Source organism: Williamsia serinedens (assembly GCF_024171725.1).
Lineage (GTDB): Bacteria > Actinomycetota > Actinomycetes > Mycobacteriales > Mycobacteriaceae > Williamsia_A > Williamsia_A serinedens.
Window position 1 is genome coordinate 527828 of record NZ_JAMTCG010000003.1, and the last position, 25112, is coordinate 552939.

Annotated in this window: 21 protein-coding genes; 6 read left to right on the forward strand and 15 right to left on the reverse strand. The window is 60.8% G+C overall.

Annotation, left to right across the window (positions count from 1 at the left end; all coding sequences use genetic code 11):
* The first annotated feature begins 51 nt into the window (after positions 1-51).
* Together LX12_RS09850 and LX12_RS09855 are read left to right on the forward strand one after the other, a co-directional pair.
* Positions 52-654, forward strand: a complete 603-nt coding sequence (locus tag LX12_RS09850) for a hypothetical protein (protein WP_253654347.1) — start codon at positions 52-54, stop codon at positions 652-654.
* A gap of 72 nt (positions 655-726) precedes the next feature.
* A complete protein-coding gene (locus LX12_RS09855; protein WP_253654348.1) occupies positions 727-1821 on the forward strand; it encodes an alkene reductase in 1095 nt (364 codons plus the stop codon).
* A gap of 82 nt (positions 1822-1903) precedes the next feature.
* Here LX12_RS09855 and LX12_RS09860 read toward each other — a convergent pair whose 3' ends face one another.
* The 5 genes from LX12_RS09860 to LX12_RS09880 form a co-directional block, all read right to left on the reverse strand.
* On the reverse strand, positions 1904-2428 hold the full coding sequence (locus LX12_RS09860) for a hypothetical protein (protein WP_253654349.1): 525 nt from the start codon (positions 2426-2428) through the stop codon (positions 1904-1906).
* Positions 2429-2554: 126 nt separating this feature from the next.
* Complete coding sequence (locus LX12_RS09865; RefSeq protein WP_253654350.1) at positions 2555-4324, reverse strand: hypothetical protein; 1770 nt, start codon at positions 4322-4324, stop codon at positions 2555-2557.
* Positions 4325-5234: 910 nt separating this feature from the next.
* Positions 5235-5783 carry a peptide-methionine (S)-S-oxide reductase MsrA gene (gene msrA, locus LX12_RS09870; RefSeq protein WP_253654351.1) on the reverse strand — a complete coding sequence of 183 codons (549 nt, stop codon included), beginning with the start codon at positions 5781-5783 and terminating at the stop codon, positions 5235-5237.
* Positions 5780-6250, reverse strand: coding sequence for a peptide-methionine (R)-S-oxide reductase MsrB (msrB, locus tag LX12_RS09875; RefSeq protein WP_253654352.1), 471 nt, complete (start codon positions 6248-6250; stop codon positions 5780-5782). The genes msrA and msrB overlap by 4 nt, the downstream gene beginning before the upstream one ends.
* Positions 6251-6332: 82 nt before the next feature.
* Positions 6333-6800: an HD domain-containing protein gene (locus LX12_RS09880; RefSeq protein WP_253654353.1), complete on the reverse strand. Its 468-nt coding sequence runs from the start codon at positions 6798-6800 to the stop codon at positions 6333-6335.
* A gap of 78 nt (positions 6801-6878) precedes the next feature.
* Here LX12_RS09880 and LX12_RS09885 point away from each other — a divergent pair, with 78 nt between their 5' ends.
* Both LX12_RS09885 and LX12_RS09890 read left to right on the forward strand, forming a co-directional pair.
* Positions 6879-7205: a WXG100 family type VII secretion target gene (locus LX12_RS09885; RefSeq protein WP_253654600.1), complete on the forward strand. Its 327-nt coding sequence runs from the start codon at positions 6879-6881 to the stop codon at positions 7203-7205.
* Between the two features lies 1 nt (position 7206).
* Positions 7207-8616: an Rv0964c family protein gene (locus LX12_RS09890; RefSeq protein WP_253654354.1), complete on the forward strand. Its 1410-nt coding sequence runs from the start codon at positions 7207-7209 to the stop codon at positions 8614-8616.
* Positions 8617-8663: 47 nt separating this feature from the next.
* Here the strand turns inward: LX12_RS09890 and LX12_RS09895 are convergent, their stop codons facing one another.
* The gene (locus tag LX12_RS09895) at positions 8664-8909 is read right to left on the reverse strand and encodes a hypothetical protein (RefSeq protein WP_253654355.1); all 246 of its coding nucleotides are present in this window, start codon (positions 8907-8909) and stop codon (positions 8664-8666) included.
* A 69-nt stretch (positions 8910-8978) separates the two neighbouring features.
* On the opposite strand from LX12_RS09895, the gene LX12_RS09900 reads away from it, so the two are divergent.
* Entirely contained in the window at positions 8979-10055 is a 1077-nt protein-coding gene (locus LX12_RS09900) for an HNH endonuclease (protein WP_253654356.1), read from the forward strand.
* Between the two features lie 64 nt (positions 10056-10119).
* Here the strand turns inward: LX12_RS09900 and LX12_RS09905 are convergent, their stop codons facing one another.
* From LX12_RS09905 to LX12_RS09915, 3 genes are all read right to left on the reverse strand, one after another.
* Complete coding sequence (locus LX12_RS09905) at positions 10120-11772, reverse strand: nuclease-related domain-containing DEAD/DEAH box helicase (protein WP_253654357.1); 1653 nt, start codon at positions 11770-11772, stop codon at positions 10120-10122.
* A 30-nt stretch (positions 11773-11802) separates the two neighbouring features.
* A complete protein-coding gene (locus LX12_RS09910) occupies positions 11803-12573 on the reverse strand; it encodes a hypothetical protein (protein ID WP_253654358.1) in 771 nt (256 codons plus the stop codon).
* Positions 12574-13229: 656 nt separating this feature from the next.
* Entirely contained in the window at positions 13230-13661 is a 432-nt protein-coding gene (locus LX12_RS09915) for a very short patch repair endonuclease (RefSeq protein ID WP_308213993.1), read from the reverse strand.
* Between the two features lie 68 nt (positions 13662-13729).
* Between LX12_RS09915 and LX12_RS09920 the strand changes: the two genes are divergently transcribed.
* Entirely contained in the window at positions 13730-15673 is a 1944-nt protein-coding gene (locus LX12_RS09920) for a DNA cytosine methyltransferase (protein WP_253654360.1), read from the forward strand.
* Between the two features lies 1 nt (position 15674).
* Here the strand turns inward: LX12_RS09920 and LX12_RS09925 are convergent, their stop codons facing one another.
* From LX12_RS09925 to LX12_RS09950, 6 genes are all read right to left on the reverse strand, one after another.
* The gene (locus tag LX12_RS09925) at positions 15675-16955 is read right to left on the reverse strand and encodes an ATP-binding protein (protein ID WP_253654361.1); all 1281 of its coding nucleotides are present in this window, start codon (positions 16953-16955) and stop codon (positions 15675-15677) included.
* Positions 16956-17084: 129 nt separating this feature from the next.
* Positions 17085-17837, reverse strand: a complete 753-nt coding sequence (locus tag LX12_RS09930) for a DUF6339 family protein (protein ID WP_253654362.1) — start codon at positions 17835-17837, stop codon at positions 17085-17087.
* Entirely contained in the window at positions 17834-18661 is an 828-nt protein-coding gene (locus LX12_RS09935; protein ID WP_253654363.1) for a hypothetical protein, read from the reverse strand. Before LX12_RS09935 ends, LX12_RS09930 begins: the two co-directional genes overlap by 4 nt.
* Positions 18662-18725: 64 nt before the next feature.
* Positions 18726-20519 (reverse strand): hypothetical protein, encoded by a 1794-nt coding sequence (locus LX12_RS09940; RefSeq protein ID WP_253654364.1) that lies wholly within the window; start codon positions 20517-20519, stop codon positions 18726-18728.
* An 80-nt stretch (positions 20520-20599) separates the two neighbouring features.
* Entirely contained in the window at positions 20600-21589 is a 990-nt protein-coding gene (locus tag LX12_RS09945) for a PD-(D/E)XK motif protein (protein WP_253654365.1), read from the reverse strand.
* Positions 21589-24195, reverse strand: a complete 2607-nt coding sequence (locus tag LX12_RS09950; protein WP_253654366.1) for a Z1 domain-containing protein — start codon at positions 24193-24195, stop codon at positions 21589-21591. The genes LX12_RS09945 and LX12_RS09950 overlap by 1 nt, the downstream gene beginning before the upstream one ends.
* Positions 24196-25112 lie beyond the last annotated feature (917 nt).

The following is a 25112-nucleotide window of genomic DNA, read 5'->3' on the forward strand; positions in this document are numbered from 1 at the left end:
CCTGAACGGATCGGAAGGCGGTCGCCAATGCTCCTGTCCTACGGGGTATCTGTGGATCCGAAAGCCACGACGAATCTGGTGGCCGTGGTTCGCTCCGATGCGAGCGGTGAGGTCGCAGATCTGCGGGTCGCATTCCCGAAAGATCCTGGTCGCGAAGCGGTGCACGTCGTGAATCCGGCTGACAGTGATTCGCCGCTCGCGTCGATATCCGGTCCGCGAGCGAGGCGTGAGATTCGCGGCGGCACCGGCGAGCTGATCGCGCAGGTCTCTGCACAACGCGCGCAGAGCATCCTCCGGACACTGTGGGTCGTGACCGACCCTGGAGGCGACGAGATCTTCCGGATGGTCGAACGGCTGGGGGACGGACTCTGGCGCAGACTGGTTCGCCCGTTTCCAAGGGCATTGAGCGAGGGCGCCACAGACCTGTTCGGAGCCATCCTCCTCGCCCCGCTTCTCATCTTCCTGCGGGCGAAACCCTCCTGTCGTATGACGATCCGCGACACCGATGGACAGGCCGTCGGGTCTGTGGTCTTCGCGTCCAACGCCAGAAGGCCGCGCGAGGATTTTTCGGTTGAGCTCCCCATCGGCGACTCGACGATCGGTGGGGTCGATGCATTCACTGCGGCGCTCGCAGCTGTGACAGTGATGCGGTAGCACGACCGCTGCTGATGCGTGACCTGCATCTCACCCGGGACTGCGGTCCGGTTGTGAAGCGTTGTCTCTCGCATGACCTACCGCCTGGAATCTGATTCACCCCTGCTCCAGCCGTTCACCTCCGGCGTCATCAAGACCCCGCACCGCATCTTCATGGCGCCGCTGACGCGGCTGCGTGCGGAGTCGGACGGGACCCCGACCGACCTGCAGACCGAGTACTACCGGCAGCGCGCCGGTGCCGGTCTGATCATCACGGAGGCCACGCAGTCGAGCGCGAGCGCCGGCGGCGCGTACATGAACACCCCGGGCATCCACAATGACGCCCAGCAGGCCAAGTGGTCGGAGATCGCTGACGCCGTGCACGGCGAGAACGGTCAGATCTTCGTGCAGATCTGGCACGTCGGCCGCGTCGCACACCCCGACCTGCCCGGCGGTGACCCCGTCGCCCCGTCGGCCATCGCCGCCGACGGCAAGGCCCACGGACCCAACGGCAGCGTGCCGCTGGTGACGCCACGCGCGCTCGAGACCGACGAGATCCCCGGCATCGTCGACGCGTTCCGCAGCTCTGCCCGTCGCGCTGTCGACGCCGGCCTCGACGGCGTGGAGATCCACGCCGCCAACGGCTATCTGCTGCACCAGTTCCTGGGCGACGACACCAACCAGCGCACCGACCAGTACGGCGGCTCGCCGGAGAACCGGGCGCGCATCGTCGTGGAGATCGTCAAGGCCGTCGTCGACGAGATCGGCGCCGACCGCACCGGCATCCGCCTCTCGCCCGGCCACAAGGCAAACGGCATGTACGAGGCCGACACCATCCCGGTGCACCAGGCACTGCTGCGGGCCATCGCCGACATCAACCTGGCCTACGTGCACTTCCTCGTCGAGCCGCAGTCGTCCGCACTGGCCGCGCTGCGCCCGGAGATCACGGTGCCGTTCCTGCTCAACACCGGCTTCGCGATCGAGTCCGACTTCGCGCAGCTCGAGAAGCTCGTCGCCGACGGAACCGCCGATGCGGTCGTCGTGGGTCGCTGGTACATCTCCAACCCCGACCTCGTCGAGCGCCTGCAGCAGGGCGCCGAGCTGGCCGAGCCGAACCAGGCGACGTTCTACGCGCCCGGCCCCGAGGGCTACATCGACTACCCGACGCTGGCCACGCAGAACGCCTGACCCTCTCCGACACCGAAGCCGGTGCCGCGCAGCGATGCACGTCGCTGCCGGGCACCGGCTTCGGTGCGTTCGCCGTCAGGCGTCAGATCGCGCTCCACGGCGCGTACGCCCAGCCGACGAAGTTCCAGTTCCCCAGGTTGGGGGCGGGCAGGATCTGGATGTCGGTACCGTCGCCCCACCCCGGCGCGAAGCCCTGGACCCCGCCGCTCTCGTACTGCCCGTTGCCGATCGAGATGTCGACGTGGTCGCCGTCCTCGCCCTGTGAGAACACCAGCGCCCCGGGTGGGGCCGGCAGCGAGGTGTGTCTCTGGCCATTCGCCTCGAGCTGGCGGTAGAACGCAAGTGCGCCGTCGTGCGGGATACCGGTTGCGGTGGTCTTGCCGTAGGCGGCGTCGACGAAGTCTTCGCAGCCGTATTCACCGAAGTCGTTGCTGTGCAGCATGGTCGCGCCACGCGCGAGAGCGATGCCGCCGTTGGCGATCGCCGGGATGTCACTCAGCGACGGAGCAGCCTGCGCCGACGGGACCGTCGCGCACACGACCGCGATCGCCGATCCGACCGTCACCGAGAGCGCCGCAACTCTTTTCGACCACGTGGCAGAAGGCATACGTGCACAGTCCCACCACTTCCGAACCAGAGCACCGCTGAGACGCACACCGACAGACAACTGCCATGGGGCGATCAGGAATCTGGTGCGTCTGCGCGCATTGTCCGTTCGACGGTCGCGGTGACTCTAGGTGCGGTCGGCTGGTTTCGATGACGCGCCGGTGTCGTCGGTGGTGTCGAGGTTCAGCCCACCGAGGACAGAGGGCGCGGTGTCCGGCAGGTCGCCGGCGATCTCCTCACCGTTCTCGACGTGCTTGAGGTACTTGGCGGCGCGGTGCTCCTTGTCGTCCTCGCCCTTCGCACCCGCGCCTCGAGCGCCCATCGGGCCACCCGCAGCCGGCGACGCAGCACGAGAAGCCGTCGCACCCTGCTGACCCGCCAACGCCTTCTCCGCCGCCGACAGCGACGAGCTGTTGCGCGACAACGCACTCTCCGCCGCAGCCGCACCACCCAGACCACCGGCGCCACCGAGATTCCCGGTACCGCCACCCCCGCCGCCGGCACCTTTCATCCCACCGGCCGCAGCCTTCGCGGCGTTCCTCTCCGCCTCGCTCAACGAACCTAGACCGGCAGGACGCGTCATCGACCCAGCGCCCGACCGCGAACCGCCCAAGCTCTTGGCACTGTCCCCGGCCTTCGACACAGCCTGTTGCGCAGCCGCCGCCGGATTCTGACCCGCCTGCGACGACGCATTCTTCGCCGCGTTGCTCACCGGATCACCGGTCCCCTGACGCGCCAGCTGACCCGCTGCGTCGGTGCCGTTTCTGGCTGCCGTCGAACCGCCGCCGCCTCCGCCACCGCCGCCGGAGGTCCTACCGCCCCCACCGCCGCCAGCTGAGGCGGCCGACGTGCCGGCGCCGCTACCCGCTCCCGCGGATCCGCCTGAGCCACTCATGCCAGCAAGCACGAGGGGAACGCCGGTCTGGTTTGCGGACGGATCACTGAGGTTCGACAGACTTGAGGAGATCGCCGTCACGCCGGGGTTGTAGGTGCTCGCCATTTTCAACCGGGCCATCGTGTCGATCTCGTTCTGCACCGTCGCCCGCGACTCCGGCGGCGCAGCCGCCATCGCCGGGCCCTTCGACGCTGCGAGCGAGTCGATATAGCTCTTGGTGTCTCCGAGCGCGCCCGCCCACCCGACAATGGCCGCACCATTCGCATTGGCCTGCGCCGCGATCTCGACCGAGGTGTTCACCAACTTGTGCGCGGCGTCGCCCACGGCCTTGCCCGACGAACCTGTCCACCCGCCAGCTGCCATCTTCGACTGAACGATGTTGTGGAATACCGTGATCGAGCTGGTCAGGTCCGCGCCGAGTTGCTGCCACTGTTGCGCAAGCATTTGGAGCCTTGAGGCCTCGGCGGGGCCTAGGTGCGCAACACAGCTATCTAGAGTCAATCCGCCAATCGCTTCTGGCGAGGCCGCGCATTCGGCCCTGCCTGCCGCGAATGGTTGCCCCGAAGGAAGTGGAGGAAGTCCAGACTGAAGCGAGGAACCAATGATGTCCCCAACGTCCGGACCCGCGGGGATTGCAGTGGGCGCGGGCGTGCCTGAAAGCATTCCGCCCAAAATTCCAGAAGACGAGGCGGTGGAGCCGGCTGCCGCGATGCGGTCCTTATTTTCCGCTTCTTGAGCTGGAATAAGGCGACCTGCTTGAATCACTGATTTGAGATACTCCTCGACCGCCGTTTTCAGTCGATCGGCAAGTTCATTGGCCGCTTCGCCCAAATCGCTCAATATCTGGTCGATAAGGATGCCCGACGGAAATCGACCACTCCCGTTAGCTGCGCGAAGTGAGCCCGCGAGGTCAGCCAGACCCGCGATTCCCCCAACCAAACCTTTACTCGCCCCCGCAACCGCTGCGGCGGTTTCCGGATCGAAGCTGAAGGCCCCCGTCATTCTGCCGCTCGCATCTGAGACGGACTCTTCGGTGCGCTGGAAACGAAGAGTTTGGCGGCCGCCACGGCTTCATTGCAGGAGTCCCTCGGGGGCTCCGCAAAGTAGCGAAAGGAGACAGAAATCGCACCAAAAAATGTTCCCCACGACGCTGAACACGTTTGGAGGGCCGTTAAATCTTCCGAGCTGGCTGGGATCAACCGATTGAGCGTGGCCGATACCGAGGGCGATAATGTCACGTCTCGCCTGAGGATACTTACTCGATCGGTCCGCAAAACTTCGCTTATGTTATTGGTATAAAACCCAATAGTCGCCGAGTAGTCCGGCAATCCGTCCGCTCCCTGATGTTGCAAATTGCAAGCCTGGGCGACGAGCTGGGTGCCTCGAAATCCCCGCCTTTTACCTTCGAATCCGAAGCGGTCCATCAGTGTCTGCGGCACGAAATTGCAGACATCCGGTAAGTGGGCAGCATAGGGGCTCTGCCCGAACGGGACTGTCGTAACAACGCCAGTCATGTCCTTCGTCGAGTTCAAATCGAACACCGAGTCCTTCTGAACCCCCGGCGGCAGCGACTCAACCGGGAACGCAGGCGAGGCAGAAGCGCTCGACGAAGCAGTCTCGACTCCCGCGGTCGAACCCGAACCACAGGCCGATGCTGCGAGGCCCACGCAGACAGCGATCGCCCCGACAGAGAGAACGGCCCGAATCCGAGTCCCCACGAAATGTGCTCCTTGGCGGTCAGAACGACTTGTCCGGGGCGAGGGTATTCGACGTCGACTCCCCCATCACACCCCGTCGTGTCCAAATGTGGAATCTACATCGGTTCGCCGCACAAACGCACAGCAGGCCGCATGCCACGCACACAGCACAACGCCCCCGTTCCGGTCGGAACGGGGGCGCTGCGTCGAACGACTTACTTGGCCGTCGCCTCGTCACGCTTGGGCAGAACCCAGTTCGGACGGACGTAGTGGCAGGTGTAGCCGCCGGGGTTGCGGATCAGGTAGTCCTGGTGCTCCGGCTCGGCCTCCCAGAACGGGCCCGCGGGCTCGATCGTGGTGACCGCCGGCCCGGGCCACAGCCCCGACGCGTTCACGTCGCCGATGGTGTCGCGCGCGACCTTCTCCTGCTCCTCGTTCTGCGGGAAGATCGCCGACCGGTAGCTCGACCCCACGTCGTTGCCCTGACGGTCCTTCGTCGTAGGGTCATGCGCCTGGAAGAAGAACGCCAGGATGTCGCGGTAGGTGGTCTGCGTCGGGTCGAACACGATCTCCACCGCCTCCGCGTGGCCGGGGTGGCGACGGTAGGTGGCGTGGTCGTTGCTGCCGCCGGTGTAGCCGACGCGCGTCGAGATGACGCCGGGCTGGCGACGGATCAGGTCCTCCATGCCCCAGAAGCAGCCGCCCGCGAGGACGGCGGTCTCGGTGCCGGGGCGGGTGGTGACCTGGCCGGTGTCGGTGCTCATCGTGCGTTCTCCTCGGTGGTCGTGGTGGTGAACAGGGCGCGGTACTCGCCGTAGCCCTGTTTCTCGAGCTGGTCGACGGGGACGAACCGCAGCGCAGCACTGTTCATGCAGTATCGCTGCCCGCCCGCCGAGCGGGGGCCGTCGCCGAAGACGTGGCCCAGGTGGCTGTCGGCCGACGCCGAGCGCACCTCGGTCCGCTTCATCAGCAGCTTGCGGTCGGACTTGGTGGTCACCGCGTCATCCTCGATGGGGCGGGTGAAGCTGGGCCAGCCGGTCCCGCTGTCGTACTTGTCGGTCGAGGAGAACAGCGGCTCGCCGGACACCACGTCGACGTAGATGCCGGGCTCGTGGTTGTCCCAGTACTCGTTGTGAAACGCAGGCTCGGTGCCGTCCTTCTGCGTGACCCGGTACTGGTCGGGTGTCAACGCCTTCACGGCCTCGTCGGTCTTGCGGTAGCGCGTGGTCAACAGAACCTCCTCCGACGACGCTGGCTGCGTCGTCCTCCCTCTCAACGAACGAGGGTCCGGTTTTGGTCCCGCACGTACCGAGCTATCGGGCGGCCAGCTCGTCGGCGAGGTCGTCGCGACCCAGCGCCCGGAACGCCTTCGTGTACTTGGTGCGCAGCTTCGCCTGGGTCTCCGCCGGCAGCTGCCCCATCCGGCGGCGGTCGGTGTTCTCGCCGAGGTCGGCGAGCTTCACTGCTTTCGCGTCGGGGTCGCGGCTGATCTCGGCGTAGTAGTCGTCGGGCGACTGATCGCCGCGGCGCGTCACCTTGTGCACGACGTCGATCACCGACTGCGGGATCCCCCGGTCGAGCAGGTCGGCCGCGGTGAACTCCGAGTCCTCGATCACGTCGTGGAGAAGCGCCGCAGCCACGAGATCCGGGCGTTCGGAATCGACCCGACGCGACACAGCTCGGGGGTGCTCGATGTAGTCGACGCCGAGCTTGTCCGTCTGCCCTCGGTGCGCCTCGACGGCAACCGCGTCGGCGAGCTGCACAAGATCAGAGTTCTCCACAGGCGCTCCTATCGGCCGAGCGTTTCGTCGTGTCTGCCCGATAGGATGCCGCACGAACGACCGAGGAGGAAGGTGGCCATGCCCGACGACCTGCACGTCGAACCCGCATCACTTCGCCACGTCGGACGCCAGCTGAACCAGGGCGCCGAAGAAGGCCGCGAAGCGTTCACCAGACAACATGGTCAGCTCACCGCGGCGGCCGCAGGATTGTTCGACCGGTCGCGCTCGGCGCTGGAGTCGAAGGCCGACGCCTGGCGGACCCGCGCCGCCGAGCTGACCGACCGCGTCGACGAGCACGGCACTCATCTGCACACCAGCGCCGCGCTGTACGAGTCGACCGACGGGGAGAATCGCACCGCGATCCATCACGTCGGCGACGCACCGTCGCTGAACCTGAAGGCGTGACGTGGTCGCGTTCGGCGAGATCCTGAAGTTCGACCCCAGCCAGATCCAGGAGATCTTCGGCGCCTGCTCGGGTCAACAACAGACATGCTCTGCCATCGAAGGTCATCTGAAGAACCTGTCCGATCTGCACACCTGGCAGGGCGACGCCTCGCAGGCCGCCAAGGACGGCGCCGGCAAGACCCGCAAGGATCTCGACGCCCATGGCAACGAGGTGTGGAAGGTTGCTGCTGCCGCGCGGGATTGCTTCAACGAGGCCGTCGAGCTGAAGGCGTCGGCTCAGCGCGTGCAGGCCGACGCCGACGCCAAGGGCTGCGTGATCGATCCCAGGACGGGCACCGTCACCCCACCGGCGATGCAGGGCTGGGCCGACGTAGACAAGGCCGCCTACTACGCCGAGGTCGACGCGCTGCAGGCTCGGGTCAACGACGTCATCGCAGCAGCGGAACGCTTCGACGACGACCTCGCCGCAGCCATCAACGCGGCCGACGGGTCGATCCCCCTCACTCCGAAAGGGGAGGGTGCGAACGTCAATCTCGCTGATCGACGCGCGAATCAAGTGGCGGCGTATCGGAAGACGTACGGCAAGGACCCCGCCACAGCCAACGACTGGCGAATGGCGGAAGCTCTGGATCCCCATACCTACGACCCGAAATACCAAGGTGCGCTGTCGAACGTCTCGGTCGCAAGAATCGAACCCAAGCCCGGAGCGGGCGTTGTGCGAACCAACCTCTACATCCCCAGCAAGCAGGTGCAGAACGTCTCTGGCAACCCGCTGGACTGGGTAGCGAAGCAGCAGTTCCCCAACAACTTGGGCGACGATCGTGGGCCCGACGTGAATGCCAGCGCGGAGCATTCGCGCGTGTCGGTATACGTCGACTACGAGCGGGGGATGGTGGTCGCGCGACAGAACCCGACGGTCGTCAAGGGTCCACCCGCGGACCTGGGGACTGATCATTCGCCGCGGGCAGGGGTGCCGGAGGTGTCTGCACTGCAGAGCGCGGATGGCACGGTTCGGATCAAGTATTTCGGTTCCGATGCTTTTCAGCCCGAAGTTGCCACGGCAGGCAAGATCGGCGTCGCGGGCGACCTGACTGTGCGGCCTTCAACTACAGGGTCCGCAGCCATCGACGGAACCGTGACGCCCTATCCCGCAATCGAGTCGTACAACTACAAGGACGACGGAACCGTCCATACGCTGGTGCAACGCGGGGCGACAAACAGCGAACTCGGGCCCGGGCTCGGCCTCCTTCGGGGCCCCAACACTCATATCGGCACTGATCTCCCCGACATCGGTCCGACAACACACGCCTCACCCCAAATGGGTTATCCCGGGACACAGCAAACGTCTGCAGACGATCCCGGGATACCGCTGGGAAGTGCAGATCACCCACCAAAGGTTCCTGTCGAATGAGTGACGATCAACCGATTCACAGAAGCGATCGCGGGATCTACTTCACGTCAGTTCTGTGGGCCATACCGCTCTGCTTTGTTCTCACGCTCCTTGCCACCGCCACGGCTTTGCTCGTAGCGCAGATTGGCGAACCAGATTTCGACGCTCCCGGCGCCGTTTTCTCCGGGATATTCTTCGGCGTCATCATCTTTTTTCCGACGTGTTTCGTGTCGATCCCGGTTGTCGGCCTCGTCATTGCCAGCATCCGGCTCTTCGCGAGGTCGAGGAAGCAACGGTCTGGTCGGTGAAGACACGGCCGAACACGACGCTGCGCTGGCCGGACTCCGCGCACCGTTTCAATGGAACGGCCCTAGTGTCGAGGAATGACGGTCTCGGGTTCTGACCCCCTCGCACTGGGCCAGAAGCTGGTCAGCGTCCTGGACGACGGACTGCGCACGGCAACCTACAAACTCGCGACCTTGATAGCTCTGCTCGACTTTGCCGTCGAGAACGTTCCGCGGAACGCCGACGCGGCAGTCGACGTCGATCTCGACGACCTCGCCGAACGTGTCATCGCGATCTACTGGCGCCCCGTCCGCGACCTCGACGGTCACTATCTGAGGCAGTCGTCGAACCGCGTCGCGCGCATCCCCGATGCCGTGCGCGAACTGAAGTCCCTCGCGACGACCCGGACCGGATCGGACCCGACGCTCGAGTTCGTTCGACGATTCCATCCAGACCCCTATCGCGCCGCTGTCGTCGCGGTCCGCGAGACCCTTGTCACGCAGCCGCTGTACCGACTCCAGCGTGTCCGCGGCGAGCGCAGCCATGAGTGCTTTCTCTACGACGACACCTGGCTGAGTGACAAGGTGTCGGGCAAGCAGCTCGCCGCCCACGACAACAAGATCTCGCTGTTCCCCGGCGTCTGCACCACGCTCGCTCGCCTGTCGTCGTTGCTCCGCCCCGCACTGCAGATCGCCTGGCTCGACGACGTCCGGCGCCACAACCCGTTCCTCCAGCGTGACGTCCCAGACCTCGCGTCACACCACTTCGGCGCCGACCGGATCTCCCTGGAGCGCGCACGCGGGGCACTCGCCGACAACTTCGGGCAGCGGTGCTTCTACTGCGGCGCGGCGACGACGCACCACGTCGACCACGTGCTCCCGTGGTCGCGCGTGGGGCTCGACGGCCTGACCAACCTCGTCTTGTCCTGCAGTGCTTGCAATCTCAACAAGTCTCAGCTCCTCCCCGACCCGCGCATTGTTCTGCGCGCACTCGACCGTGGACAAGAGAGGCTCACCGAGATCGCCGACTCGATCTCCTGGCCGAGCCAATACGAGCGCGTCGAGTCAGCAGCCCGCGGTCTCTACTCGACCCAGCCCGCAGGGACGCCGCTTTGGATCGGCCGGCAGTCCGTCGACGTCATCCGCGCGGACTTCGCGTGGCCAGGCGCAGGCTGATGACCACCGCTGGCCAGGCCTGAACAGGTCGGACGCAGACACCGAAGGCCGGTCCCTCCAGTGGTCAGTTGAGTCCGAGGCGGCGCGCCAACTCCGGCCCACCGACCTCGAGAACGAAAGCAGGATCACCGCAGACGACGAGTTGTTCTCGTGCGCGGGACAAGCCGACGTACAGCCGCTCTTTGGAGCGATCATGTGCCGCAGTCTGATTCATGGCCAGCACGACGACGTTACGCTCGAGACCCTTGAAACCCAGGACGTGCCCGAAAAAGATGTCGTCCCCGTCCCAGAACGTGTCCCAGTAGGCCACGTTGCCCTCGGCCTGCCTCTCGGCCTGAACGGGATGTCGACTGCCCGTGGTGAGGAGCGCGATGTCCTCGTAGCGCCATCCCTCGTCGATCAACAGCTCGACTTGGCCATCGGCTGCCTCGACCGCATCGTGCGGACTGCAAGAGATGAAGCGGACCGCCGGGCCATCACCACCGTGCATGCGCATCCGCTGGCCGACCAGCGGTGTGAACGCCTTCGCGATCTGACGCGTGTTGCGGATGTTCGCGTCGAGGATCAACGGCACCAGCGGAACCGGCGGCGATCCCTGCCGGTCGAAGACGCGCTGGCCCTCATCGCTGAACACGTACACACCGCCATTCTCGGGATCACGCAGGCACGCCAACAACGGGGTCCACCAGTCGTCGGCGAAGTCCTGTGCCTCGTCGACGACGATCGCGTCGAAACGCTTCCCTGGCGGGAGCTCCTCGGCGAGGCCTGCCATGACCGCCGGCAACTCGTGCTCCCAGAACCGAACTGTGCCGGCGTTGCGAACACCCTCGTCCGGTCCGGCCGGCGCACCCCATTGTTTGCCGAGCTCATGAAACTCCCCCACGTACGCGGGTTGCTCACGGCGAGACCAGCGGTCGGTCGTCCGACGCAGGAACGACGCGAGGCCGTGCGAGTAGCAGACCAGCGCGACGCGTTTGCCGTCGCGACCCATCCGCCGCGCCTTCTCCATCGCCAAGAACGTCTTGCCACTACCCGCACCACCGCGGACCTCGACGCGCGGCAGAAGGGACGCGGCATGCAAGATCATGACCTGCTGCTCCGAGAGGATGTCGGCACTGTCCTCGTTCTCCTGCGCACGCGCGACGACGTCGTGTTGCGGGAGGCCACGACCGCCCAGCGCGAGCTGCAGTTCCTCGATCCCCTTCGAGCCGATGAACAGCTCATTGGAGCCGCGATCGATGAGCGCAGCACGCAGCAGCGAGAAGAACTGGTCGAGCTGATCTCGGTCGATCACCTTCCACCGCGGGCAATCGGGCAAAGCGAAGTCCGCCGCGATCGACGTGTGCGGGAAGACCACCATGTGGGTCCAGCGCACACGGCCTTGCGTCCATCGCGGGTCGGCCTCGACGAAACTCCGCAGCGCGTAGCACGCACCGAGAACCTGTGCCACGGGGTCGATCCGATGCCGGCCGTCGTCCCTCCCCTGCCACCAATCGGCACCGTCGTGGGTGATCTCGCCGGCCTTCACCTCGAGACACACGATCCCGACGCCGTCGATTGCGACGACGAAGTCGATCTCGTGATCCTTGTCGTGATCGGTGACCCGCTGCCCGACGACGATCAGGTCATCGCCGACGAACTGGTCGACCAGGCACTGGTAGACCTTCTTCTCTGCGGAGTTCGCAAAACGCGGCTCGGCGGGGATCGTCTGCGCCATCCCACCACCCTGGCACGGCCGTACGGTTTGTCAGGCCACTTCGTCGAGGATTCGACCGGCTGCGATTCGGTCGACGACTCGGTCGTCGGCGAGTTCGTCGCGGAATTCCGGATGCGTCAGATAAAAGTGGATGAGCCAGAACGCTGCGCGGTTGCCCATCGGCCAGTTGATGGACAGCGAAAGGGGTCGCTTGCCTACACCAGAACGAATCAGCCACAAACGGTCCGGAAAGTAGACCTGTTGCCGCTTTTTCCGTTGCTGCGGTGTAAGAGTGAGTTCGTCGATGTCATCCCACGGAATCCGGTGACGAGTCAGACCCAGCTCCATGGAGTCGATACCTGCTGGACTGAGCGCGAGCCATCCGCTCGTACCGCGAACCAGGATCGCAACGACCATCGACACCGCGATCAGGCCGATCACCACGGTCACTGCGGGGATCGCGTGACCCCGCCGACCCGACAGATCGAATACGAGAGTGTCCGTCCAGACCCCGACGGAGAATGCCCAACATCCCACGGTCAACAGCAACAAGAAACCGACTGTCCGGAGCGTGGATCGGAGGTCGCGCTGGATCCGGATCTGCCCACCTCCACGCTCGGCGACGAATTCTCGGAGCGCGCTGCAGTCCCTCTCTCCTCGAGTGAACTGCGCAATTGCGGGAATTGCGAACACAACCGCGCCTGGGACGTACACCAGCAGGTATGGCCAGCGACCTTCCACCACGGCGCGGGCACTCAACAAGGCGAAGAAGATGCCGCAGGCAGCACCCACCGCGAGGGCGGTGATGAGCAACGGCGTCATGGGAGTACGCGCCCCCGCGTATCCGATTGGCTCGGGTAGCCGTTCGCTCACCGGCACAGGACGTCCCCCAGCTTCTCACCCAGTTCGGAGCCGGTCCATCCAAGGACCAAGCTGCCGACCGCCGCACCACCACCCGTCCCCCAAGGGCCGCCTGCTGAACCAGCTAGTGCCCCTAGCTAGCCCCCGCTGCGCCGGCCGCAAGACCAGACACTCCCGCAACCCCCTCGACGCACTTGTCTTCCAAGGTGGGCGCGCAAGTAGACGTCGTCGAGCGCCGTTTGCGATGTCCACGGCGGGACCCGCGTACCCGCGCACCCACCTCGACCCCGCTCGCCGTCGCGGCGGAGACCTTGGGGATGTCGTCCGCCTCGCCTAGACCTTTCTCCAAGCGCTGCTCATGCGATTCGTCTGGGACAGCACCTTCCGAGCGTTCGTCTGCGGCCGTCTGCAGGATACGGTGGCAAAGTCAATCCCGATAACGACGTCGAATCACTCGCAAAGAGGGCCATTTCGAGCATTTCGACCCCCACCGAACTAACCGACGCAGTCTTGATAAACGTCCCGTCGATAGGTCCGAACGGTTGGCCCGATTCAAACCAGTTCGCAAAAGCGATAGATTCCCGATCTCGATTAGTAATCTAGTGGGTCGACGCTTCCTAAGATGAACCTTCCCTGCGCAGATACGGCACGATGGCTCCTACAATTTCATCCGCCGACTCGTGCTCCCAGAAGCGCAACACCGTCCACCCACGCTCCGCAAGGAGCGAATCGACTTTCCGATCCCGCTCTCGATTGGCGTCGAATTTCCTACGCCACCAATCAGAGTTTCGCTTGGGCAAGTTGCCGTGAGACGGACAGCCGTGCCAGAAACAACCGTCCAAGAAGACGACGAGGCGGCGCCCTCGCCAAGACAAATCGCCTCTAAAACGGTGGTCCGACAGCAGCTTCTGGTCGACTCGAAACCGGAAGCCCATCGCGTGTAAGCGCCGCCTAACCTCGACCTCAATCGATGTTCCGGACGTCTTCTGGGAACTCATCTGACGCCGCACCACATCGGTTGGCGGCACAAGTGGCTCGTTAGCACGCATTGATCACCTCTGCACTTCCGGGCGCGCCGGGCGCGGCCATGTCAGACCTCTATCCTAGGCTTGTAAACATGGCTCGCACGGAGACGCCCAACAGCGAACCGCACTACGGCGTGAAGCAGGTCAGAGGCCCTTTTGTCGTCCTGCCGCCGAATTCGATCGCCACCGAGGACGACGCATCCCTCAGCAAGCTTTGCCGGTCGTTGAGGTCCCGGGATACCCCACTCGCCGCCGATCTGTTCGCCGGCGCCGGCGGAATCAGTCTCGGCCTAGAGCGCGTCGGCTACAAGGTCGTGCTCGGCGTAGACCACTACAACTTCGCCGTCGAGACCCATCATCACCACTTCGCGGGTCGGTCCCTTGAGTGGGACCTAGCGGACCCTGACGTGATCGAAGACGTCGCTGCGACAATCCGAAAGAACAAGATCGAGCTGCTTGCGGGCGGCCCACCATGCCAGCCGTTCTCGAAAGCTGGTAGATCGATGATTCGTCACCGCGTCCAGTCTGGTGTTCGCGATCCACATGACGAGCGACGGGACCTGTGGCGCTCATTTCTCGAGGTAGTGCAGCTCTCTAAACCGCCCGCCGTTATCATGGAGAATGTTCCCGATATGGCGCTGGACCGTGAAATGTTCATCTTCAGAAGTATCGTGGAAGAGCTCGAGCAAGAGGGTTACTCGGTAAGCGCCCAAGTCGTGGAGACGTGGCGTTATGGAGTACCTCAGATGCGTCAGCGGCTTATCATCGTCGCCCTCCGCGGAAACAAGCAGTTCAATTGGCCATCTGAATCGCCCCAGCGCGTGACGTTGTGGAATGCGATTGGAGATCTGCCTCCCGTAGAAGGTGGCTGGAGACCGCCGGGCGGCGCAGCTGGATGGACTGAGTACAACGGACCGAGCACTCAATACCAGAGTATGATGCGATGCGGAGTAGATGCCGGCGACTCAGGTAAAGTATTCGATCACATAACGCGCCCCGTGCGGGAAGATGACCGAGCTGCATTCGAGTCAATGACGCATAAGACAAAGTACACGGATCTGGCGCCTGAGCATCAGCGCTACCGCAGGGATATTTTTGACGACAAGTACAAGCGTCTAGACGAGAACGATCTGTGCCGGACGATTACAGCACACATAGCCAAGGACGGCTATTGGTACATTCACCCGCGGCAGCCGCGCACACTAACCGTACGTGAGGCCGCAAGAGTTCAGTCTTTCCCAGACGAGTTCAGGTTCGCAGGGCCCCCATCCGCCGCGTTCAAGCAGATCGGAAACGCGGTACCGCCGATCATTGGAGAGGTTTTCGGGCGCGCTATTCGCTCAGCACTGGCTGACGGCCGCAAAGCAAAACTTTCTACTCGTCTGACTGCAGCGTCGCTAGCCAAGTGGGCTGGTGTTCCACCCACCGAAACTTTGGTGCCGTGGATAGCATGTGGGGACCGATGGAAAATCACGGTTGCGGAGCTTCTCTTAGATCGAGCACCGTCTACGGTCATTAGATCAGTGTGGCCAGTCGTCGAGATGCAACCTACTATCAACAGAGGTGGCTTGCCTACAGATGCAGACACTGCCCTGTTGGTGGATCTGATGTCCGGCGTTGGTCGAACAGCCAGAACAGAGATTCTGAAGAATTTGATCGATCAAATGAAAAAGCATCCAGAAGCCCTCTGGCAGCCAACCATTGATCGCACCGTACTGCCCGCAGTGTCGATAGCTTTAGCCGACTTCTTAGAGCTGGCAGCGCCGACTGCGGAGCGGGACACAAAGAGTGAAGAACCAGTTTTGGTCACAAAAGGCGTCCTTCGCGTCGCGAGTCGCTTCCAGGGAAATGATGTTGACAAGCGAAACCGGCAAACGGACGGGCGATTAGCGGTCGCTAGGATGATCGGCCTCGGACCCGATTCGCGAATAGCGCATCTCAAGCTTGTCCAGTTAGCCGCAGACATCTGCACGGTCGAGACTCCCAGCTGTTCGCGCTGTCCGCTCAGGGCGCGATGTGCGGCCGCTGCCAGTTAAGCTACATAAATCCCAATCCAGCAGCCATTTCTGGGTTTTGCTCACGCATTACTTCGACGATTTTCTTCAGCGTCTCGTAGTGACCGCTCTGGATAGCCGCAGACTTTAGTGCCAACCCAACTTCAGCGTTAGAACTGCTACCGCCCTTCGACTCACTGCGATCTTCGGACGGGTCGTCGTTATGGTCCTGCCGACGATATGTGCGATCGGCAAGTATGCAGAGCTCACTTATAGGTCGCTCCAACATCTGCTTGAGCTGACCAGGAATAGCTACCCGCATTTTAGCTACATTGATATTGAAAATCTCGTCAAGATCGTTATCAAAGTCAATACTGGCACGTGCGAGTTTAGTATGTTCGTCGATACCCCGAGTTCCACCCCAGCTGCCCCACTGCACTAGACGATTTTCCCGATAAATGTACAGGCCCTGCTGGCGATTCCAATTCAACGGCCCCGCGGCATCGTCAAATGCATCCGGACTACTGAAGGTGCGCTTCCCAGGAAGAATGTAACGACCTAGTTGGACCTTCGAAACGCCTGTGTGATGCGAAAGCTCGAACTCTAAGGGATCCAGCTGCTGTGTTGCCGGCTCGTCGCGTACGTAAGGATCCCATGGCATAAGCTTCTCGCCGTTGACCGAGATCGACACTCGGGGCGCGAGATTTTCTCCTGAAAGGAAGCGGTGGAACACCATCGCAAGGTGCTGCCGTGTCTTTACGATAAGAGTTTCGAATCGGCGCTTTGCCCACCCGCCATCCGCACCTGACGCCGGCAGAACGCGATCCAATTTCTGCCAAATTACGACGGTGCCTGCGTCGCCACCGAGCATAGATTCGGCCCGCTCTGAGTGGCGGTCTCGTGGATTCTCCACGATAACCCAGTCGTCCCACCGTCCGATTAGGTCGAGGTCCAACGTCCTTCGTACAACACGCCTACGCTCTGACGACCGCGACACGAGGGTGAGGCACCTGCCCTGCGACAGGGAAGCAGTCTTGAGTCCCAACCCGTACCGGCCCAGATCACCAAGGGCATAGCTCCGCCGAGTCCCAAACCTCAGCGCCTCAGTAGCCTCGACGGCGGTGAGACCACAGCCGTTGTCGACTACGTAGACAGCAGAATCAGTTCCCGCGAACTCGATCTCAACGCTCACCTCGGTCGATGACGCTGCAATGCTGTTATCGATAAGGTCGGCAACCGCGCCAACAAAGTCGTACCCGATGTCGCGCAACGACTGTGTGAGACGTGCTGCTGAAGGCGTGGCGCTGATAATGTTCTGCGGCACTGTTGAGTCCAATCGTCTTCGAATCTGCCTGCGACCAAGTTAAGCACCCCACACCGACAGTCGCCGTGAGCCACACGCCGACCCCCTCGCCGCGCGAACCGCTACCTCCACCACGGTGAAGTTAGGGTCTCAGCCCCCACGGAGGGCGGCGACGCCGGTGGCGACGAGATGGTCGAGCAGTAGGTCCAGTTCGGCGCCATCAAGCACATCGAGTGCCAGATGCGAGCGTTGACCGCGCACGCGTCTTGCCAGCTGCCGCATCAGTTCTGATCGTGCCACGTCTAGACCGTTCAATTCCGCACGCCACAACGCATTCTGAATCGCACGCGCGGTGCGGATATTCCCACCCAAGGTCGTCCGCTCCATAATCTGGACGAACTCGTCTTCACCCAGCGGCGCACATCCATCTGGGGCTGCGTCTAGATCTGGGCCTAAGGCCCAAGCACGCCACCACAAACGCCGAAGCACATTCCTCGGCTTTCCAAGCATTCGGGATTCCGGCGCACCAGGAAAGCGCCAAGACCCGATTTCTGGAACCACTACTAGCGTCAGAAACGACCAGACCCCAACGCTCGCCGCGTCGGCAGGAACAATATTCATTATTCGAAGTAATTCGCTGCCACAAGGGCGGTCAAAAGTTTGCGCCTGTCCCCGAGCGAGCGGCCTCGGGTAACCCGCGTTCTCCGCCGCCTCGCGGATCGCATCTCTGACGCTTGCGAGTTTCCGTTCGGGCACCACTTGGCCGCCGGTTGCGGAAGGAGATGCGCGATTGTGTTTCAATTCCGAAAGCGCAAAAAGCTGGGACGATTCAAGAGGCGCACGCTCGATTAGCAATGCCCGGGCGGCCGCAGGATCAAGCCGCGGGTAGACAAACGAGCTCACTCGCGGCCTACCTTGTAGTGGCTCTGTAACCGGGACTCAATGCGCCCCTTATCCTGAGTTCTCCACCGACGTAGCGATGACATGCTCTCCAATGGCCAGATCGCACCTATTATGTTTCGTAAAACTCCTGCAAGCGAATCGGCAGTACCATCAACGTCTAATGCCTCAACTTCCGCGCTCAGAAGACCAATGTCTACGAGTTGCCTAGATACGTCCCAATCTATCAGCCGAAGCAGCTGCTGCGAACTTGAATCACCTGAACCCGAAATCATTTTCTTTATTGCTGGACTACCCGTGTTCAAAAAAAGTCGGACCGAAGACATGAACGGTGCGTCGAAGTCCGAAGCGTCCACCTCAAGAAGCCACCCAGCATCGGCCACCGAACCTGACAAATTGGCAAAATCCAGCGCTTCAGTCGGAAACTGACTTCCAATTCCCTCCAATAAGTGCTGCGACTTCGAGCGCCAAATTACAGATCCCTTTGCCACCGGAGCAACAGCGCTGGTTGATTTCGCATCCAGAATTGCAATTACGGTCTCCAGCGTTAATCGGCCGCCAATCTCGTCACCACTTAAACGAAACTCAAACTTCTCGTCGCGATGTCCTTCGCTGAGCACTGTCCGAGCAACCACTCTCTCCGTCTTTGTCTGACTGGACTGCGCCAGGACAATCGCAGCGAGGGTCGCGCCTCGGTCGAGTCCACAGTCGCGGGTTAGAGCGTCCTTCTCTAACGAAATAGTGGAACTCAACTTTAGGCTGGTCTGGTAGTCCCAGTGCTCAACATCGGGGGGAAATATTGAATAGCCACTTGCATCCTCGCGCAACCACGGTCCGTGCGCGACTGAACTCGGAGCGAGGGTAAGGAAAGGCGGAACGGAAACCCTCACCTCATAACTCCTGTACCCCGAGATCGAACATCACCGTTGTGTCGTCGGAGCGCGCTACGACCAACTCTATCTCACTAACACCAGATGCTAACTCAACCTCGTACTTCGACCGGTCTAATCGATGCGGTTCTCCTGCAGAATCCGACCGAAATTCGAGTAGCTCGAGAGCCGGATCCAGATCACTATCAATCTCCTTACCGTCGAGGGCGGACCCGATATTCACGGAAAGCAATACCCCTTGGCTTGAACTTGCTGTCGAGACACGCACTCGTGCGGCTGTACCTGCCCGCTCTTCACCGGCCTCGCCTAGCACGATCGGACGAGCCCAAACGATGTCTACACGCGAGCCAGAATGGCCTGACGCGCCACCGCGGGATCCAGCCGATTCCGCTTGCCCCTTTCCGGCAGCCGCCACTGATGAAACTAAATGTCCCAATTCGTCGGCCACTCGCGCGACACCGTCTGTACTTCTTCGCTCGTCAACAGGCGCGCCTCTCCACAACGCGTCGACGATTCTATAGACCTCGCGCAACGACACATTCACCGTGGTCTTGCCTGGGCCCTTCTCGAGCAGTCCTACGTTCCACGCATCATGCGTTGGAGGCTCGGAGTTTGCGAACAGGTGATCATACTTGTCGTTAACCTGAAACACACCACCCCACTCAGTACCTCCTTCGACCGGCGCCGGACCCTCCATGTAGCAAACGACGAGTCGCGGAGAGCGAAGGAGCGCTATGTGGTGGGCCGCCCGCGGAAAGGGTGATGCCGGCAACATGCCATCCGTGTCGGCCGAGTCAGCCCCATCAGACACATCTGCGCGAGGTCGCCACACCGTAGGAACGACAGCGAGATGGCCCACTTCGGCTTTTGGCCGTTTGCAGCGGATCAATTCAACCGTCGCGCCTAGGGGTGGGGTAAATCCCTCTGGGTCGTTTACCGCTCTATAAGCGTCGACGAATGCTTGTAGCGGTGGCCGTTCAGAAGGGCTTGGTATTGCAATATTTAATCCATTGTAGGATACTGAAATTGCCATTCCGCAAGAGTCATTGGGTAACGCCACCATTTTCGGCCATAGATGCCAAAGCGCTGATTCCGCGATAAATTGCATTGCCTCTGAATCAGTCCTACCATCGAAATTTGGGGCGAGTATGAGAATCGACGTGCCGTACTCCTCATAACCAAATTGACGCATCCCGATTCGCGCCGCGAGGCGGTCGGCTTCTCGACCCATCACTGGATGGGGGCTTCCGGCGCTATTCGCGACCTTGTCCCCCCACCAATGACGGCCGGTGTAAAGGTGCCGCGAGTAACTGAACTCGTCGCCGACAGCGCTGGCGATCAAACGCGAAACTGGCCGCCCATTAAACCGCGTCCGTGTGTACACGACGATTGCGTTGACCGACGAAACCAGATATGAAATGGTCTTTCCGAATCCGTAAGTACCCCCAGATAAAGACTGAGTGCTTGAGCGGGCCTTGCCCACGTTCAAAAGAAAATTTACCCAGTCGTAGCAATCGTCAGGTGACTCGGTATCCGCCTCCAAAGGACCGCCTAGCCCTCGTGTACCGCGATCCGTGATATAGATTCCAAAAACTTCGTGGCGACTCAGCAGCTGGTCGATCGAAAGGCCCGATGCCTTGCTGTATTTTGTAAAGACATCTGATCGAAGCGCCGCAATCTCGCCCGCTTCTAGGTCCCAACCTTCGATATCGAATTGCACTTCTCCAACTCCGGGCAGCCGAGCATCCCAACTATTCTGTGCCGTCTCTCTTACCAGCACGGTTAGCGGATCCATCGATGGGCGTCCAAGTAGCTTACGGAATCCTGATCCAGCAAGCGCGCCGGCACTCGGATATCGTTCAGGTACCCATTCCATCATGAATCCTTCGCAAACTCATCGAAGACAGCAGAAATCGAGTTCGCGCTAAGAGCAGTTGGAGGCTCGGTGGCGAGCTCGATATCATAAGACATTCGTACAATCCCGGCCGGTAGTCTTCCTGACTTGAAACTTGACCGGACGATGCGTGGAAAGTTTTGGTCAACCAAGTACAAGTTAGACTCGAGCAACTTGAACCGGTCCTTGTCGTAAATATTGATTTTAGTGCCGTCTAGTCCGAGATTGGACAATTTCCGAGTGAGCGACGCCGTGTCTGCACCTGCGTTCAGAACGCGCTCTAGGTGCTGAGCAAGATTTTCACCTGCGGGGTCCCGCGACATCCTGTGGAAGTTTAGCCACAGGGAAACTTGATCGTCGGAGTCGAGTTGGTCGATGCTTGATATTTGAACACGTCGACCGCTCCGAGACAACGATGCCTTCACTTCTATCGCAAAAAGTTTAGTGCGGAAGTCGTGCTGACTCCCAACGGGCCCAGTCCAATAATCAATTGATCGATGGCCTCCGGCGTTCAAAATTTTCTCAAGAGTCAGTAATTCGCCAATGAGGCCGGCTAGCGCGCCGTCAGAAAGCGGCACACGGCTCATCGCTTCCAAGAACATCGACTTCCATTTGAGAAACACTCGATAAGCGGCACTCGCCGGAGATGTCGACTGCTCGATAGATTCGACAACATCTTGCGAAAATTGCGAAAAGATCGGTCTTAGATTTTCGTCTAAGCAAGCAATCGATAAGTATTCGGCCCCATCGACTTTTATTCTTGAAACTTCCAGTGCCTCACCACGTTCACTTGCAGGACAAGACTCGCCCGGCGCTAAGGGTATGAGCAGATGCCTCGCTCCCGCCGAGTCTAAACCAAGGAGAATAGTCCCCGCGCGGACGCGAAAGCCACTGTCATTCACCGACAAGCCCAAACCAGCAGAGTCGGTCTCTTGGACTTTCCAGATGGATTCGAACGGATCAGACCCCACTACTCGACCCCCAGATCGATGTCATCGCGACTTCCTTCGTTATCGGTGTAGTCCTCGACGAAATCCTCAGTTTCAGTGTCGATCTCGGTGAGATCCACATGCACTGAAGGCTGGTCCTCTGTGGACGGATCAGCCTCTGGAAACGAGAACGCGACTCCCATTAGGTCACGCTTTGCGTCCAACGCGACTCGAAGGCCGGCGTCTGCCTTCGGCTGCGAGTCCTTATCTATGGGGTATATGATCAGCGATGCGCGTTGACTCGCGTTTCTGGCCTTTAGCAGACCACTGTCGCTAATCTCGTCTCTTACCTGCTCTGTCGTCATGATGTCTATTACTCGGTCGGGCCTAGACATCAACGTGCCGATATTCGCGACGCCAGCCTCGCTCCTTTTTAATTTTGACCGAGTCATTAACGGCACTTTTTTGCCGATTCCTAAATCTATTGATCGTTTGGCGCTTTTCCTTCCCATTATCACCACATTCCAAACTAAGAGCGAATTGGCTTTATTTTGTTTTTTGATGTAAGTTGTCAGCTTTTCGGAATTCATCTCACTGGAGGAATGGAAACTATAATGTTCGATAAAACTCAAGATTTGATGATTCGAAACTCCCTCAAATATTGTCAGACTGTCGTTATCAGAGCGCGATATGTCCTGAGCGATTTTGTCCATTATGCTGATAATAAGGTGCTTAACTGCGTTGAGGTTTTGCGACAGGATTGTTTCATCGAGATGCGAAAAGTAAGTAGTCTGGGGGTGTTGCCCACTAAATGAGGTATCACCCGTCACCGCAAACTGCATCTTGACTTTTGCAGTAACATGCATCTTCGGATGGAGCAATATTCTCACGGGAAGATTGGCCGGCGTAGATCCGTCAGTGAGACGGTACCGACTAATTTCAGTTCGTAACCCATCCTCGACGTCAGCTAGGAACTCGAAGTCTTCCGCAAGTTGCGCTGTAGTCCAGATCCGTGGTAAATCGCTGTAGCCGGGTCGATATCCAAACCATCGCCCCATTTGCAGTAGGGAATCGTATGTGTTCGACGACCTCAAAAAGTAGGACGACACTAGACCCTCAAGAGTAAGTCCACGAGACAAGGTGTTTCCCCCGACTGCTATAACAGTCGCGGGGTCATCACCGTAGATAAGACGGTCGGTAGACGCACTATTATCTGCAACGACCTTTACGTTGTTCAGCACGATCGCGAGTTCAGGCTCCAACGCAGTAAAATCGATTGCCGTCAAATTGTGCTTAGACGGAGGTTCCTTGACCATCTCGTGGTCCCAAAGGGTCTTGAGAGCGCCGCGGACTTGCTCGCGCTTTAGGTCTAGAGATCTGATAAATTCTTTAATTGGCGACAGATAGCTTTGTTGAAATTGAACACGCATAGTTGTGTGCACCAACATGCTCGAATGCTTGCTGGTTTGCCCCCTCACACGCCGCGCGGCGGAGGCAAGCACGAACCACCTTATAGCGTCAGCCAATCCGCTCGTGACGACTGCACCTTGCTGTTGCAGTTGTTTAGGTGAATGTTGGGCGGCTTCCTCCGAAGATATGATCCGAATCATATCGTGGGGCGCTTGCTCTGAAGTTTGCTCATCTTCACTTACCAGAGCACCAAAGAGTTCTCGAGCGCCGAAGTAGGTGTCCGGTTTTCTCAAAGAGTAGATGAAAGAACGGGGGTAGATGTCCCCGGCATCATTGGGATTGACGAGCACGTTCGCAAATGGTGTTGCGGTGTATCCCAAGTAGGCGACTCGCGGAAGCCTCAGAAGGTCGACTAGCAATTGGTTAATCCTAGTGCGATCTAGCTCGGCATTCTTGGCCGTATTTATGCTGGCTTGATCTGATTCGTCGTCTATGATTAGAACTGGGCACGTATCCAGGCCGCCATGCTTGTTGGCCTCGTTCAACCAATCCCGCAGCCGCGTCATACGGGAAACATTCTTTTTCACGACGGCGATGAGTCGTAGATCCGTCCCCGCAACCAGCGGAAGCGCCCGGACAGGATTACCGAAGTCTCTGTATTCGTCCGTAAGTTGCAGCCACTGCGTAGGGTGTTGCGCGCTTAGCTGCTGCTCTAACCGAAGCTGCGTCTGTCTCCTCAGAGCATTGTGGACGCCTGAAAGCACTATGAACAGGCGATAGCCGGCATCTGCGGCCTTCGCGATGGTGGCAGTGAAATTCGCAGTTTTTCCCGACTGAACAAACCCAAGCACGAGGCCGCGTGTCTTGATCTGTTCACTGTGGGGATCGGCGAGAAGGCCAACGATATCAGTTGACGCCTCATCTAGATCGGGGACGGCGTTTTTCCAGCTCGAATCCGCGAGCAGCGCAGTCTTCAGCTTTGGCCAGAAAACATCTTCTGCCGATGGTCCAGTGTACCAAGGGTCAGCTCCGTCTTCTGGGTCATACAGGGCCGTGCCCTGAGCAACAACGCGCGTGTGGTCTGAGATCTCTTTCCGTAAGGCGATCACTCCATCGATCAGTGCGTGGTCACCCGCCAAGGTCTTCAACTTGCGGCCCGCTTCGTCGACAGTGTCACCCCTACGAACGAGCAGTTCGAGTTGGTTGAGGATTAGCGCTTGTCGCTCCGAAATATTCAAGTCTCTCCTTGCCCGAAGGTGTTCGCTGCTTTCGCTCGTTATCGTGTCGGTGATTGCCGATCCTAGACTGGGTTCGGTTGTATAGATCGGATCTAAATGCTGGGGCCGACCTTAACTGGCGTGCAGACACGACCGCACGTGTTCGAGCGGCGGTCGGAACAGAATTTGCGGCGCTGATCCCACAAAACGGATTAGGCCTTCCGGTTGCAGTGGGGGCCGACGGACGTCGTTGAGAACAAACACCAGCGGACATGTCCCCACCGCACAAATATTCTCGTGCTGCCATGGGCACACCTAACTGACTAAGCAGCGGACCACCGCCGATTTCGCGGCGATCGGCGACCTGGACTCATTGGTGGGGCGACTCCCCGACCAGATTTTGCACCAACGCGGGTACAAACCGGCGTGGGATGAGCAGCACTCGTGCGGTGCTCGCTCCCCGTTTTGGCCGCCGACCTGCGCGATGCGGGACTCGGCGACGTCGAGACACTTGTTGAGATCCACCCAGCACTGACGTCGCAGTGAGTCGCCGTAGGTCTCGCTGGGATCCACCCGACCGCCGGCGAGGCCCTCCTATGTGGTCGTTGAGTTGGACCAGTGCTCGGAAAGAACCTCATTGGAGAGAAGCCCAGCGCTAGTGTCGGTCCCAGAATGGCTGGTGGTCCCGAACTGCATCCTGCGCTTCCGGTTCGTGGCTACTGCAACTATATGGCCGACTTCGCGCGAGCTCTCAAGGTCAGCCCGACTCGCTCGTAGGCATGGTCCACCTTCACAACGCCACAGACTCCGCTGTAGTCGCTGGCCTGACAGCAGACTCGGTGTCGACGACCGGACGGTTCTTCACTGGGATCACGCGCGGTGCGGTGATCGACTTCCTGCGAACACGTCTGTCACCCCGCCCTGGCCGAGCGGGCACA